Origin of the sequence: Sorangium sp. So ce1335, assembly GCF_051521615.1 — a bacterium.
GTDB lineage: Bacteria > Myxococcota_A > Polyangia > Polyangiales > Polyangiaceae > Sorangium.
This window is the reverse complement of the sequence record NZ_CP150363.1, coordinates 2,974,200-2,988,685: the sequence shown is the minus strand read 5'-3', so window position 1 is coordinate 2,988,685 and position 14,486 is coordinate 2,974,200. Positions and strand designations below refer to the sequence as shown.

The window sequence follows — 14,486 nt, the reverse complement described above, 5'->3', positions numbered from 1 at the left end:
GCATACACCACGGATCGACGGCCCGCGCGGCCCAGCCGGGCGAGGCCGACGGCCGGGCGCGGCGGTGGCACACGGGCGGACTCCGCCTCTCCAGTCCGCCTCTCCAGCGTGGGTGTTCTACCGAGCGCCCGCGCCCCGCGCTGCGCGGCGCTGCCCCGCGCAGCGCGGCGATCTCCGCAGCGCCGCTCGCGCGCACGACAGCCGCCCTTGTCCTCCTCTGTCCACCCCTGTCCACACGACACCCACGCTGTCGCGCGCGATCTGCCGCGGTGTGCTTTTGCTGTGGGCGTAAGTGGACGCGGCCCGACGTCGGCTTTTCTCATTCATCATGACCGGAACCCCGGTAATATCGGTCACCTCTCGAGCCGGGCGCATCCGAGCCATCCGAGGTCTTCTTGCCACGCTGCCCATCCTGTCATCGCCGACTTGCAGCCCTCGCCGTCTGCTCCGCGGACGGCGCCACAGCGCCACGCCACGCCGCGCCTGTCGATCTCGGCGCCGAGGCGCCGCCGTCCCTCGCGGGCTTCCGCGTCGGCGTACCGCTCGCGGCCGGCGCGTTCTCGGTCCTCTGGGACGCGACGCGACTCGACGACGGCGCGCCCGCGGTGCTCAAGGTCAGCAGGGCCCACACGCTGCTCGCGCGCGAGCGCTTCCGCTGCGAGACGTGGGCGCTCGAGCAGCTCGGCCCCCCGGTCACGCCGCGCCTGCTCCAGAACGGCGTCCTCGAGGACGGCCGCGCGTACGTCGCCATGGAGCGCCTCGAAGGCGAGACGCTCGCGGCGCGCCTCGAGCGCCTGCCCGCCGCGCTCGACCTGCGCTCCGCCCTCGACGTCGCGCTCGGCGTGCTCGGCTGCCTCCAGGCGGTCCACGAGCGCGGCCTCGTCCACGTCGACCTCGCGCCCGAGAACGTGTTCCTCGAGGCCGGCGGCGGCGTGCGGCTCCTCGACTTCGGCCTGTCGCAGCGCGAGCGCGGCGTCGTCTGCCACCCCGCGGACAGCGCGCTCACGACGCTCGGCGCCATGCTCGGCACGCCCGAGTACGCGTCGCCCGAGCGGCTGCGGGCCGAGCCGATCGACGCGCGCGCGGACCTCTACGCCTTCGGCGCGCTCCTGTTCGAGCTGCTCACGCTGCGCGCGCCGTTCTCGGGCGACCGCGCGAGCGTCGCGCAGGGCCACCTGGGCCGGCGGCCGCCCCGGCCGGGCGAGCTCGCGCCCGTCCCCGAGCCCGTCGAGGCGCTCGTCCTCGCCTGCCTCGCCAAGGAGCGGGCGCTCCGCCCGCGCGACGCCGCGTCGCTGCGGGCCGCGCTCGCGGCGGCGGGCGCGGCGGCGCTCGGCGAGCCCGGCGAGATCGCCGCGGCCGAGGGGGACGACGCGGCCTCGAGCTCCGGGGACCGGCACGACACGGTGGTGCTCGCCCTGGAGGCCCGCGGCGCCGAGGCCGAGGTCCGCGCCGCCGTGGCCCGGCACGGGGGGCACCTCGCGCGGCAGCGCGGGTACCGCTTCGTCGCGATCTTCCCCGGGCCGAAGGAGGCGGCCGCCGAGCGCGCGCTGCTCGCCGGGCGCGAGATCGTCGCGTCCGTCGGCGCGCCGCTCGCGATCCACGTCGCGCCGCTGAAGCTCCGGCGCGAGGCGCGAGACGCGGACAGCGCCCAGGTCGTCGCCGGGCTGGCGGTGGAGCGGCCCGAGTCGTGGCTCCCCGCGGAGCCGTGGCGCGGGATCGCGCTGAGCGCCGAGCTCGTGACCGCCCACCCCGGCTTCGACGTCGCCGCGGCGAGCGAGGACGGCCGCTACTTCTTCGCGCAGGAGGCGCCGCAGGCCGACGGCGACGCCGCGCGCGCCGCGCCGCCGCTCGTCGGGCGCGACGGCGCGCTGAGCGCCCTCGAGGGGAGCCGCGAGCGCGCGCTCGCCGGACTCGGGCCGGGCCTCTGCGCGCTCGTCGGCGAGCGCGGCGCCGGCAAGTCGCGGCTCGCCGAGGAGATGGCCGAGCACAGCCGCCGCGCGCACCCCGGCGCGCTCGTCATCGCCCTGCGCGCCGAGCCGGAGCTGCCCGGGCGCGCCGCGCGCGCGGGTGGCCCGGGCGGCGGCCGCTTCGGGCAGACCGCGGCCGCCCTGCTCGCCGCGGTGCTCGGCGCCGGCGCGGGCGCCGCGCCGGGCGACGCGCGCGCGCTCTGCGTCGACCGGCTCGGCGACGCGCTCGGCGGCGAGGTGTGGCCCGCGGTGGCCGCCTGCCTCGGCTGGCCCGCCGGCGCCCCCGACCGGCCGCCGCCGCCCGCGCGCCGCGGCAGCGTCATCCGCGCGCTGGCCGAGGGGCTCCGCCGCCGGGCGACGGAGCGGCCCGTGATCGTGATCCTCGACGACGCGCACCTCGCCGACGGCTTCACGCTGGACGCGCTCGACCTGGCGACGCGCCGCGAGGCGCCGCTGCCGCTCTGGGTGCTGCTCGCCGGCGCGCCCGAGCTCGCGGCGCGGCGCCACGCGCTGAGCGCCCGGCAGAGCGCGCGCGATCACGTCGCGCTCCCGCCGCTCGACGACGACGCCGGGCGCCTCCTCTGCGCGGAGCTGCTACGGCCCGCGGAGCCCCCGCCGAGCGCGGTGCTCCGGCGCATCTGCGCGTGGGCCGGCTACAACCCCCGCTGCCTCGTGGAGCTCACCCGGGCGCTGAAGCGCGGGGGCTTCGTGCGGCTGCGGGCGCGGTCGAACAGCCACCAGCTCGCGACCGCCGACCTCGAGAAGCTCCCGCCGTCGCCCGCGTGGCAGTGGTTCGCGGCGCGGCAGCTCGCGGCGCTCCCGCCCGAGCTGGCCGCGTGCGCGACGCTCTGCGCGGTGCTCGGCTTCGAGCTCTCGGAGGACGTGGCCGCCGGCGCGCAGCGCTCGCTCGAGCGCGAGGACGCGGCCGCGCCGCGCGTCGACGTCCCGAGCGGCCTGCGCGCGCTCGTCGCGCGGGGGATCCTCGCGCCGCGCGAGGCGGCGCGGGGCGAGGACACGCCGTGCGGCGGGGCGCGCTACGCGTTCCGGAGCGCGCTCCTGCAGGAGGCGATCTACGCGCTCCTCACCGAGGAGCAGCGCGCGCGCATCCACCGGCACGCGCTCGCCGTCTGGGAGTCGCTCGCCGAGGCGCGGCCGACGGCGCCGGAGCTCCTCGAGCCGATCGCGCGCCACGCCGCGGCCGCCGGGGCGCGGGCGCGCGCGGCGCACGCGTACCTCATCCTCGGCGATCTCCAGCGCGACCGGCACAACAACGCCGTCGCGGACGGGCACTACTCGTCCGCGCTGCTCTGGGCCGACGGCGACGACCAGCGCCTGCGCTACCAGGCGCTGCTCGGCCGCACGCGCGTGCGCTACCGCGTCCTGCGCACCGGCGAGGCGCTCGACGACATCCGCTCGGCGGGCGCGCTCGCCCGGACGATGAAGGACCCGCGGATGATCGCGGTCGCGCTGCTCGAGGAGGCGACGGCGCTCGACTGGGCCGGCGCCTGGGAGGAGTCGGCGGCGCGCGTCGAGGAGGTGCTCCCGCTGCTCGACACCGGCGAGGGGCCCGCAGACCCGACGCTCCTCGCGCGCTTCGAGATCGCGGTCGGCCGCTCGTCGTTCCGCAAGGGCAACCTGGAAGACGCCCTCGAGCGGCTCTCGGCGGGCGTGGCGCTCGCCCGCGCGTCCGACCACGACACGCGCGTGACAGGCCTGACGTTCCTCGCGTGCGTCCTCGCGCGGTGCGGCCACCTCGACGAGGCCGAGCAGCGCTTCGACGAGGCGGTGCGCTGCTGCGAGGAGCGCGGCGACAGGGCCCACCTCGGCGCGGCGCTCGTCCGCCGGGCCGAGCTCTGGCCGGCCCTCGACGCGCCGGATCGCGGGATCGCGGATCTCCGGCGCGCGGTCCAGCTCGCGCACGAGGAGGCCAACGCCTGGGCGGAGCGCGAGGCGACGATCAAGCTCGCGGAGCTGCTCTACCTGTGGGGGCGCGAGGACGAGGCGCTGCCGCTCGTGCGCCAGGTGCGCTCGCTCGACGAGCAGTTCACGGATCGGCCGGTCTACGGCAGCGCGCTCTTGCTCGCGCGGATCCACGCGATGCGCGACGAGCACGCGGAGGCGAGCCGGCAGCTCCGGTGGCTCAGGGCGCAGGGCGCTGTCGCGGATCTCCCGCACTACGCCCAGGCCCTGCTCGGCGTGATGCAGCTCGCCGTGCGCGACCCGCGGCACAGCATGGAGGGCGCGCGCACGCGGTCGGCGCTCCGGGACGAGGGCGAGCCCGGCGGCGAGATCGGCGGCGGGCTGAGCGCCGATCAGCGGGTCGAGCTGCTCTACTGGCGCGCGCGCGCGCTGCTCGACGCCGGCCGCCCCGACGACGTGGCGCTGCTGCTCACGCGCGTCGCGCCGCTGCTCGCCGAGAGCCGGGCCTGGCGCCCGCGGTTCGCGAAGCTCCGGTCGAGCTACGGGCAGCTCGCGGGGTAGGCGGGCGACGCGGCGTCTGCGCGCGGCCGGCGCGCGGCGCCCTTGCCGGCGATCTCGCCGGATCACCTCGGGTCGATGCGGAACACCTCGCCCGTGAGCATGACGACGTAAAGCTCGCCGGCGGCGTCCTCGCCGAACGAGGCGGCCGGCAGGCTCGACGCGAAGTCCGCGGTGATCTCCACGTGGTCGCGCACGGCCGCGCCGTCCCACCGCAGCGTCCAGAAGCGGTGCGTCCCGTAGTCGCCGTAGACGTACCTCCCCTGGAGGCACGGGATCGCCGTGCCGCGGTAGACGTATCCGCCGGTGATCGAGCCGCCCTCGCCGCTCGAGTGGCTGTGCTCCACGGCGGGCGCGACCCCGACCCGGGAGCACCCGGCGGAGACGCAGTGGTCGCCCTCCATCGTCGGCCAGCCGTAGTTGCGCCGGCCGGTGCGGGCCGGCTCGATGTTGAGCTCCTCCCACGCGTTCTGCCCGACGTCGGCGATGTAGAGATCGCCCGTGCGCCGGTCGAAGCTGAAGCGCCACGGGTTGCGCAGGCCGTGATCCCAGACGAGCGGGTTCACGCCGGCGCCGGAGAGATTGCCGGCCGGACCGAGCCCCGTGTCCACGTCGATCCGGAGGATCTTGCCGAGCGGCGACGAGAGGTCCTTCGCCGGGGAGGTGGAGTACGGGGTGACGGCCGCGTCGCCGACGGAGGCGTAGAGGTGGCCGTCCGGCCCGAAGGCGAGCGTGCCGCCGGCGTGGTTCCAGCCGCCGTGCCGCGCGTCGAGGAGCTTGCGGACGGGCAGGCTCGCCGCCGACGTGTCGGCGACGTCGGGGTTCGAGGCGGAGCGGCGGAACTCGCCGATGGTGACGTTGCCCCGCGGCGCGGCGGTGTAGAAGAGCCAGAACCGGCCGTTCGTCGCGTAATCGGGGTGGAACGCCATCCCGAGGAGCCCGCCCTCCGCGGTCGGGCCGGGCGTGCACACCAGCGGGTGCGCGCTCGCCGGACGCGAAGGCGGGCACGAGGTCCCACCCCGGATGTCGAGGAACGGCGTGGACTGGAGGACGCCGTTCTTGATGAGGCGGACGCGCCCGTCCTTTTCGAGGACGAACATCCGCGAGGTGTCGCCGGGCGGGCTCGTGAGGAAGAGGGGCGCCTCCAGGCCGGAAGCGACCTGCGTGAGCTTCAGGCGGGGCACCCCGGTGCACGCGCCGCCGGCGCCGCTGCCGGGGCTCGCGCCGCCGCCGGGGCTCGCGCCGCCCGCGCCTCCCCCGCCGCCCGCGCCGGCGCCATGGGTCGCGCTGCTCGCGCTGACGCCGTTCGCGCTGACGCTGCTCGCGCTCGCGCTGCTCGCGCTCGCGCTGTTCGCGCTGCTCGTGGCCGCGCCGCTGTTCGCGCCGCTCGCCGCCCCGGCCGGCGGCTCTAGCCCCGCGATCCAGGTGCGGACCGCCGCGAGGCCCGACGGGTCGACGGCATCCGACGCGATCGGGGGCATCTGCGCCCGGGTGCCCCGGTGCGCCATCCGGCGCGCGACGGCGCTCGACCCGGGATCTCCCGCCGTGATCCGGTGGACCACGCCGGACTCCCAGAAGCTGGGCGTCACGCCGACGCCGGTCGCGTACGTGTCGGTGCTCTCCACCGTGGTGTTCGCGGCGAGCAGCCGCGTCCGCAGCGTCGCGACGCCGGTGCTGTTGTGGCAGTTGCCGCAGTTCGCGTGGAGGTAGCCGAGCGCGGCGGCGGCCTCGGCGTCGCCCGGCGGGCGGACCCCTCCGGGCCTCGGGACGGTGAGCCACCCGGCGCGGCTCAGCGACGCCATGGTCTCGCCCGGTCCGTCGTGGCTCAGCTGCAGCGCGCTGAAGCCGAGGATCCGCTCCGGGAGCTTGCCGTGGCACTCCCAGCAGTCCGCCGTCCGCGGGATGTCGTGCCCGGTCCCGAGCGCGTCCTCGACGCCGTCCTCGACGAGGAACGCGTCGTTCCTCGACGGGTCCCACGCGTACGCGGCGAACAGCCAGTCGTCGAGCCCGGGCCCGAACCGGTGGATGAGCCGCGTCTCCACCGTCACGCCCCCGGCGCGGAACTCCTTCCAGAAGCGCGTCCCCACCGGCAGCGACCAGTGATCCATGTCGCTCGTGTCGACGGTCGAGCAGCGGGGCAGGTACACGAAGCGCCGCTTTGTGGCCCCGTCCGACCAGAGCTCGAACGCGGGGCGGAACTCGCGCGTGTTCGCCGCGCGCGACCGGGTCGCGATGTCCACGTAGAGCCCGGTCTCGGAGAGCCGCTCGGGCGGCGTCGGATCGGGCGGCAGCGCGTCCGGATCGGCGCACGGATCGGCCGTCGCGCTCGAGGCGCCCGTCGAGCTCGACGTCGCGGTCGTCGACGCGGCGGTGCTCGACGCGCCCGCCGTCGCGCCGACGCACGGCGCGCAGTGCGGGCCTCCGCAGTCGACGCCCGCCTCGTGGCCGTTCATCACGCCGTCCGAGCAGGTCACGTAACAGACATCGAGCCGCGGGCGCTCCTCGGCGCGGCCGATCTCGCTGCTCCTCAGGTTGGTGCTGCGCGCCGGCGCCTCGTCGAGGAGCACGCCGTGGTTCTCCGCGGTCCCGAGCACCCATGATTGCGCGAGCGCCGACACATCGGTCTTCCGGAGGCCGGCGCCCGCCGCGGCGACGATCGTCGCCGCGCTCTCCGCGTCGAAGCCGCCGTCCTCGAGGCTCCGCCACGTGACGGTCCGCTCGTCCCACGGCGCCGTGACGCGGTGGACGCTGATCGCGCTTCCCTCGAGCTTGTGCGTCTGATGGAAGCCCAGCGCGGCAGAGACGATCGTCGCGCCGGGGGGCACGGGGGAGAGATCGAACCGCACGACGGACCGTCGGTGGCCCGCGCTCGGCACGACGCCAGTCGAGAGGTTGGGAGACGTGGAGTCGTTCCAGGATGGAGCGTTTTGCCACAGTGTCGCATCTCTCACCGTGCCGCGCGTCCCACGCTGGAGGGTGACACAGACCATGCCGTCGCTCGCGAGGGGCAGAGACGCGGCCCCGAGCGCGGGCGCCTCGTCCGCCCCGACATCGCTGTCGTCGGCTCCGCGCGCAGGGTCGCGCTCCGCCTCGGGCCCGCCGCTGCAGCCGAGGGCCGCGGCCGCGGCGCCGGCGAGGACGCCGCGCCTCACGAGGGGGTGAACGGCCGAGCTCACCGTGGATCGATGAGGGCCGCGCCGCGGTCGTCCGGGCGCAAAGGACCGTCGTTGCATACAGCGATAACCTCCTTGTGGGGTCGACCGCAGGGGGCTCCCCGCGGCGGACGGCGGATGTGCGCGAGGCGATCGGCGGCCGCGCCGGATCCACGGGCACACCTCACCGCCGGTGGGCGCCTGGATCACTTCAACGAGCGTGCCACCAGGCTCATCGCCGCGCACCGCGTCACACATGCACCCAGACGCGCGGTGCGGCGCGCGGCCAGGAGAGGAGAGGACCCCGCGGCGAGGGAGCCGGCGAGAAAGAAGAAGCGCGAGCGATGATTCATCGAGCCGCTCGAGCCGGTCCACGATCCTGCGTTGTCGATGGACATGCCCCTACATGAAGGGCCGCGGTTGCGCCCCTCACGGAAGTAGTGGTTGGATCCAGCGCGGGAGCGGCGTAGGATGACATGTTGTGTCATCTCCCGAACCGACGCAGAGCGCCTCGCTGTTCCTCTGCATCACCTTCTTTCCGAGCGAGCGCCTGGCGACGGCGGTGCTGCGGCTGGTGTCCAGCTTCTGCGGCGCCGTGCTGGACGACGCGAACGTGAGCTCGCGGTTCTACATGGCCGCGCACGAGCTCGCCGAGAACATCACCAAGTACTCCACCGGCCCTCGCGTCAGCCTCGAGCTGGCGCTCGAGGAGGACGAGCGGTCGCACATCATGAAGATCCGCGCGCGCAACGAGGCCTCCCCGGAGCGCCTGAGGGAGGTCGAGAAGCGCCTGCTCGATCTGAAGACCGCGGCCGACCCGCTGAAGCACTACGACGAGCTCATCACCGAGACGGCGATGGTCGAAGGCGTCTCCGGCCTGGGCCTCGCGCGCGTCCGCGCCGAGGGGGGGCTCGACGTCGATTACAAGATCGAGGGGAACGAGCTCACGATCATCGCGCACGCGCCGCTCGAGCGGTGGAGGACGAATGAACGGCTTGAGGGTTGACCCCGTCGTCATGGACAGCTTCGGTATCGAGCCGGCGCTCCGAGGCGACCGCCTCAGCATCAAGCTCACCGGGACGGGCGACATGGCGGCGGCCGCGCCGCTCGGCGGTTATTGCAAGGAGGTCCAGGCGGAGGTGAGGCGCCTCTCGCTGGCCGCCGTCGAGTTCGACATACGGGCCCTCTATTTCCTGAACTCGAGCTGCCTGAAGGCGTTCATCGCCTTCATCTGCGGCATCTCCGCCCAGGGCCTCAAGTGCGAGATACGGTTCGTGACGGACGGGAGGCTCGCCTGGCAGCGGCGGAGCCTGACGGCCCTCGAGCGCATGTCCCCGAGCCTCGTGTCGATCGACGAGAAGACGAACTGACAAGATGAGCTGAGAGCGACACCATGCCGGCGAGGCGCCCAACGATCGCCCTCCTGACCGACTATCTCACGGGCGAATACCAGTCCGAGGTGCGCTTCGGTGTCGAGCGCGCCGCCGAGGAGCACGACGTCAACCTGCTCGTCGTCTTCGGCGAGACGCACGCCCGCGCGGGCTACTCGATGATGCCGAAGGCCACCATCTACCCGCTCATCAGCGCGGAGACGGTCGACGGTTTGGTGATCCTGTCGTCGGCGCTGACGAACCACCTCGGCATCGAGGGCACCCACGCGTTCTGCCGGTCGTACGCGCCCCTGCCCCTGTGCAGCGTGGGGCTCGCGCTGGAGGGCGTCCCGAGCGTCCTCGTCGACAACGCGCGCGGGGCGGAGGCGGTCGTCGCGCACGTGCTCGACGACCACGCCTGCCAGCGCGTCGCGTACATCAGCGGCCCGCCGAACAACGAGGAGGCGACGCTGCGCGCCGACGCGTACCGGCGGGCGCTCGCGGCGCGCTCGATCCCCCACGACGAGCGGCTCTTCGTCGTCGGCGACTTCCTGATCGAGGGCGGCCGCCGGGCGATGCGCGAGCTGCTCGCGCGCGGGGTCGACTTCGACGCGGTCGTCGCCGGGAACGACAACATGGCCCTCGGCGCGATGGAGGCGCTCAAGGCGCACGGCCTCGACGTCCCGGGCGACGTCCTCGTGTGCGGCTTCGACGACGTCGCCGTCTCGCGCGTCACGAGGCCGTCGCTCACGACCATCCGCCAGCCGATCAAGCGGCTCGGGGCGCTCGCGCTCACGATCGTCGTCCGCATGATCCGCGGCGAGCGCGTCCCGGACCGCAGCCTGCTCTCGGTCGAGCTCACGCGCCGCGAGTCGTGCGGCTGCGGCTACTACGCGACGCTCCCGCGCCCCTCGGCGCGCGCCGTCGCGGCGTCCCCGGCCGCGGACGGGGCGCCCTCCCTGGCCGGCCAGCGCGAGGACGTGGAGCGCGCGCTCGCGGGCGCCGTGACCTTCCCGGGCTCGCCGGAGCGGGCCTGGCCCGCCGAGCTGCTCTCGGCGCTCGAGGACGAGCTCGCCGGGCAGGAGGGCCGCTTCCTGGAGGCGCTGAAGGCCGTGCTCGACGACGCGACGCGCGAGGGCGTCGCGCTCGACCAGTTCCAGGGCGTCGTCACGCTCCTCCGCGCGCGGCTCCGCCGGGCGTCGCGGGGCGCGCAGCGCGAGGACGTCGAGCGGCTCTGGCACGCCAGCCGCGCCCTGATCGCCCACGCCTCCGCGCGCGCGGAGGCCGAGCGGCGGCTCCACCTGGAGCTCGCCTCCGTCCACCTGAGCTGGACGGGGAGGTGCCTGTCGACGTGCCTGAGCCTGCCCGTGCTCCGGCGCACGCTGGCGACCGAGCTGCCCGGCCTCTCGCTCACGCGCGCCGCCGTGTCGCTCTACGATGATCCGCAGCGCGCCACCTTGAGGCCGTTCTTCCTGATGGAGGACGGCCGCGACGTGGAGCCGCCGCGCGCGAGCTTCCCGGCGCGCCGCATCGCCCCGCCCGGCTTCCTTGGCTCCGCCGAGCGCTGGAGCGTGTACGCGATGCCGGTCACGTTCGGCGACGCGGAGTACTACGGCATCGCGGCGCTCGGCAGCGGGGCCAACGAGGTGGTCTACGACACGCTGCGCCTCCAGCTCGGCTCCGCGCTGAAGGCCGCGGCCATGCACCGGGAGATCGTCCGTGAGGTGGAGACCCGCGAGCGGCTGGAGCAGGAGCAGCGCAACCAGGAGAGCCAGGTCGCGCAGCACATCCAGACAAGGCTGGTGCCGCCGCACCCCGCCATCGCGGGGCTCGATCTCTGCGCGCACCTGAGGCCCGCGGCCGAGGTGGGCGGCGACTACTACGACGTCATCGCGACGCCGGAGGGCGGCTGGCTCGGGATCGGCGACGTCGCGGGGCACGGCCTCGCGGCCGGGCTCGTCATGCTGATGATCCAGAGCATGGTCGCGGCGATGACGCGCAGGACGCAGGCCGGGAGCCCGGCCGAGATCGTCTCGGCGCTCAACCAGGCGATCCACGACAACGTCCGCGGCCGGCTGAAGCGCGACGAGCACGCGACGCTCGTGCTGCTCCGGTACGAGCGCAGCGGCCGCGTGACGTTCGCGGGCGCGCACGACGACATCATCGTGTGCCGCGCGCGCACGCGGCGCTGCGTCTGCATCCCGAGCTCGGGCGTCTGGGTCGGCATCCTGCCCTCCATCGACGCGATGACGCGGGACGCCGAGTTCTTCCTCGAGGAGGGGGACGTGCTCGTGCTCTACAGCGACGGGGTGACGGAGGCGCGCAACGCCCACCGCGAGCAGTTCGGGCTGGAGCGGCTCTGCGCCGCGATCGAGGTCGCCCAGGCCGAGCCGGTGGACGCCATCCGCGACAGGATCCTGAGGGACGTCGAGGGCTGGTGCCCGAGCCCGGACGACGACATCACGCTCGTCGTCGCGCGGTACCACGCGCCGACGGGCACCCTGTAGGCCGGCGCCCCGGCCTCGATCTGGGCGAGCTCAGCGGCGCGCGGGGCCCGGGCGCGCGGCGGCCCGCGCCTGGGCGAGGGTGCTCTCCACGGCGGCGGCGAAGCGCGGCGGGAAGAGCTCGGGGTCGGTGAACCACGACGCCACGCTGCTCACGGCGCAGCGGATCCCCGAGCGCTCGTCCGCGACCGCGCCGGCGAGCAGCCACCCGGTGCCGAGCGCGAGCCGCGTCGGCGGCAGCCCCGCCTCGCGGACGAACCACCGGCAGAGCGCGCGGACGTCGTCGTCGGCCAGGTGCGCGCGCCGGGCCTCGAGCAGCAGCGCGGCCGCCTCCAGCAGGCGCGCGTAGGACGCGGCGCGCCTCGGGATCGCGCGGCACAGCACGCGGTGGAGCACCCGGAGGTGCTGCTCCAGGAGCACGCTGGGCATCCCGCGGTTGGAGAGCAGGCCGGCGAGCCAGCGGATCTGGCGCTCCACGACCGGGAGCGGGTGGGTGGCGAGCGTCACGAGGAACGCGCTGTCGCTGCTCGTGAAGCGCCGCCCGCGCTCGCCGTAGCGGAACCCGTAGTAGGGCGAGAGCTCCAGGGAGAGCTCGCCGGCGCGCAGCGCCGCGGCGACCTCGCGCGGATCGTCGGGGACCGGGGTCGAGCCGGCTTCGGGGTTGAGGGGGTGCCCGGGCATCGCGAGGAGCAGCGGACCGCCGGGCCTGTCAGCCGGTGACGCGCCCCTCGATGATACCCCCGTCCGCCGTGATGGCGACGACGACCTCCGAGTCGACGAACAGCGACACGACCGGGCCGACCCAGGTGTCGTTCTCCCAGACGCACTCCCACGTCCCGGCCATCGGCGGGACGCCGCCGCGCCGCACCCAGATGCGCCCGGCGCTGCCCGCCCACGCGCGGCCCTCGCTGTCGATCGTCGCCGCCGAGAGGGCGCGCCGCGGCTCGATGTTCTCCGTGAAGACGCTCTGCCCGTAGCGCCAGACGACGCTCCCCTCCGCGCCGACGGCGATGCCGAGCCCGAGGTCCGGCCGCCCGGCGCACGCGACGAACGCGCGCACCGGCGGGGCGGGGATGCGCTCCAGGTGCCAGTCGAGCGGGGCGTAGAGCGCGACGAGCCCCTCGCCCGTCGTCGACCGGCCGACGACGAGCCACCGCTCGTCCTCGACGCGCGCGACCGCGGCGAGGAGCGCGACGCCCTCGGCCGGCATCGGCCGCAGCCACCGCTTGGCGATGAACGCGTGGAGGAGCGGCCGCGGGTCGTTCTGCGTCGCCGAGACGAGGATGCCCATGTCCTCGAGGTCGCCGCTCAGCGCCACGTGGCACTGCGGCTCGCCCGGCAGCTGGAAGACGCCCGTGACGCCGCCTGTCGTGTACACGGCGAGCGTCGAGGCGTCGCCGCCGATCAGCCAGCGGCCGGGCCCGATCCGGTGCACGAAGCGCACGCCCTGCGGGCTCGGCAGGCCGCCGGACGACGCCTCGCTCCAGCCCGTCCCGTTCCAGAAGAGCAGCCCGCCGGTCGCCGCGGCGAGGCACCGGCCGTAGCCGTCCCAGGCCACGCTCCGGATGACCGAGTCGAGGCTCGGGTGGTGGAGCACCGTCCACGTCCACCGCTCGACGATCGACACCTGCGACCCCCGCTGCGGCGGCTCCCTCGAGGCGCGCGGCGGCGGCGCGGTGATGAGCTCGGCCTCGATCGCGCGGTCCGGGCTCGGGCGATCGGCGGCGTTCGGCCTGCGCGGCGAGAGCAGCGTCTTGCCGAGCTCCCCCTGGATCTGGACCGGCTCCTTCATGTGCGTGGACGGGATGGTCATGGGGGCCATCTCCTCCGCGGCGCGCGCGCGCTGCTCGCTCGCGCTGGCGACCAGCCGCTTCTCCAGCGCGGAGACCGGCGAGGCGGGGCGGAGGTACGGCGAGAGCATCGCCGCCACGGCCACGGACTCCTGGAGGCGCTCCTGCGCCTCGCCCGCCGACGCCCAGCGCAGCGCGAAGTCGATCGACTTGCACGCCTGGTCGTTCGCGCGCAGCGAGGGGTGGAGCCACCGCGTGTCGAGGATGCTCCGGCGCGTGCGCGCCATCGCCGCCATGAGCGCCTGCGCCTGCGACTCGGCGACGATGTACTCCTCGCCCGTGAGCACGAAGAAGATGACGCACGCGAGGTTGAAGATGTCGGTCCACGGGCCGATGGTGCCCGGATCGGCGGACAGCATCTCCGGCGGCGCGACCCCGGCGTTGCCGACCACGCCGGCCATGATCGTCTCGCGGATGCCCCGCGGCCGCGCCAGGCCGAAGTCGCTGATCTTGAACAGCTCCTCGTCGCCGGAGCCGCAGCACAGGATGCTCTCCGGCGTGAGCTGCCGGTGGATGACGCCCACGTCGTGCACCGCCGACAGCCCGCTCGAGATGCACTCGATCGCGCGCGTCGCGCGGGCCGGGTCGAACGCGAAGCCCGTGGCCTGGATGGTGCCCTGCACCCGCTGGCGGAGCGTCACGCCCTGGATGCCGCCGTGCACGTACTCGATGGTGATCCAGGGCAGGTCGAGGGTCTTCGTACCGCGCCGCACCGCGAACGTGCCGGTGTCGATCAGCCGGACCACGAAGGGCGTCGGAGGGACCTGCTCGTTGAGGCGGCCGAGCGACACCGCCTCCTTCTTCACGATCACCGCCGCGGACGGACCTAGCTGCCTGAAGAGCGACGGCCGGAGGATCTTGACCACGACCGGGGTCTCGCCCTCGGGCGCGGTGCGGACCGCGTAGTACGAGACGAACATCGCCCCGGCCCCGGCGCGCGACACGATCCGGTAGCCGATGCTCGGCGCGAGGTCGCTGCCGATCGTGGCCCCCTGCAGCGCAGCGAGGGCCTCTTCATCGCTGGGTATTGTGAGCACGTGAACGACCATAGCGCACCCGGCGCGCCGTGGAGCAACTTGCCGCGGGGCGCGAGGCCGCCCCGCGGGCTCGGCGGTCGTCGACCGCCGAGCCCCGCGCCGACCCGCGCCGCCGCGCCCTGTAAGCC

At 75.1% G+C, this 14,486-nt stretch carries 8 protein-coding genes; 4 read left to right on the top strand and 4 right to left on the bottom strand.

The features are described from left to right. The first annotated feature begins 395 nt into the window (after positions 1 to 395). Positions 396 to 4,448, top strand: a complete 4,053-nt coding sequence (locus tag WMF24_RS11140; RefSeq protein ID WP_437736367.1) for a serine/threonine-protein kinase — start codon at positions 396 to 398, stop codon at positions 4,446 to 4,448. A 62-nt stretch (positions 4,449 to 4,510) separates the two neighbouring features. Here WMF24_RS11140 and WMF24_RS11135 read toward each other — a convergent pair whose 3' ends face one another. Continuing rightward, positions 4,511 to 7,621, bottom strand: a complete 3,111-nt coding sequence (locus WMF24_RS11135; protein WP_437736366.1) for a PQQ-dependent sugar dehydrogenase — start codon at positions 7,619 to 7,621, stop codon at positions 4,511 to 4,513. 182 nt (positions 7,622 to 7,803) lie between these two features. Further along, complete coding sequence (locus WMF24_RS11130; protein ID WP_437736365.1) at positions 7,804 to 7,995, bottom strand: hypothetical protein; 192 nt, start codon at positions 7,993 to 7,995, stop codon at positions 7,804 to 7,806. A gap of 83 nt (positions 7,996 to 8,078) precedes the next feature. Here WMF24_RS11130 and WMF24_RS11125 point away from each other — a divergent pair, with 83 nt between their 5' ends. From WMF24_RS11125 to WMF24_RS11115, 3 genes are read left to right on the top strand one after another with little or no spacing between them, the layout of a single operon-like run. Continuing rightward, positions 8,079 to 8,603 carry a hypothetical protein gene (locus WMF24_RS11125; protein WP_437736364.1) on the top strand — a complete coding sequence of 175 codons (525 nt, stop codon included), beginning with the start codon at positions 8,079 to 8,081 and terminating at the stop codon, positions 8,601 to 8,603. Continuing rightward, on the top strand, positions 8,584 to 8,967 hold the full coding sequence (locus WMF24_RS11120; protein ID WP_437736363.1) for a hypothetical protein: 384 nt from the start codon (positions 8,584 to 8,586) through the stop codon (positions 8,965 to 8,967). Before WMF24_RS11125 ends, WMF24_RS11120 begins: the two co-directional genes overlap by 20 nt. A 23-nt stretch (positions 8,968 to 8,990) precedes the next feature. Continuing rightward, positions 8,991 to 11,474 (top strand): SpoIIE family protein phosphatase, encoded by a 2,484-nt coding sequence (locus WMF24_RS11115; protein WP_437736362.1) that lies wholly within the window; start codon positions 8,991 to 8,993, stop codon positions 11,472 to 11,474. Between the two features lie 30 nt (positions 11,475 to 11,504). Here the strand turns inward: WMF24_RS11115 and WMF24_RS11110 are convergent, their stop codons facing one another. Both WMF24_RS11110 and WMF24_RS11105 read right to left on the bottom strand, forming a co-directional pair. Further along, positions 11,505 to 12,152, bottom strand: a complete 648-nt coding sequence (locus WMF24_RS11110; protein ID WP_437736361.1) for a hypothetical protein — start codon at positions 12,150 to 12,152, stop codon at positions 11,505 to 11,507. A gap of 28 nt (positions 12,153 to 12,180) precedes the next feature. Beyond that, the gene (locus WMF24_RS11105; protein ID WP_437736360.1) at positions 12,181 to 14,358 is read right to left on the bottom strand and encodes a serine/threonine protein kinase; all 2,178 of its coding nucleotides are present in this window, start codon (positions 14,356 to 14,358) and stop codon (positions 12,181 to 12,183) included. Positions 14,359 to 14,486 lie beyond the last annotated feature (128 nt).

Excerpts from the sequence above, each read along its gene's own strand:
- WMF24_RS11130 (WP_437736365.1), bottom strand. The coding sequence starts at position 7,995 with ATGTCCATCGACAACGCAGGATCGTGGACCGGCTCGAGCGGCTCGATG.
- WMF24_RS11120 (WP_437736363.1), top strand. The coding sequence starts at position 8,584 with ATGAACGGCTTGAGGGTTGACCCCGTCGTCATGGACAGCTTCGGTATC.
- WMF24_RS11115 (WP_437736362.1), top strand. The coding sequence starts at position 8,991 with ATGCCGGCGAGGCGCCCAACGATCGCCCTCCTGACCGACTATCTCACG.
- WMF24_RS11110 (WP_437736361.1), bottom strand. The coding sequence starts at position 12,152 with ATGCCCGGGCACCCCCTCAACCCCGAAGCCGGCTCGACCCCGGTCCCC.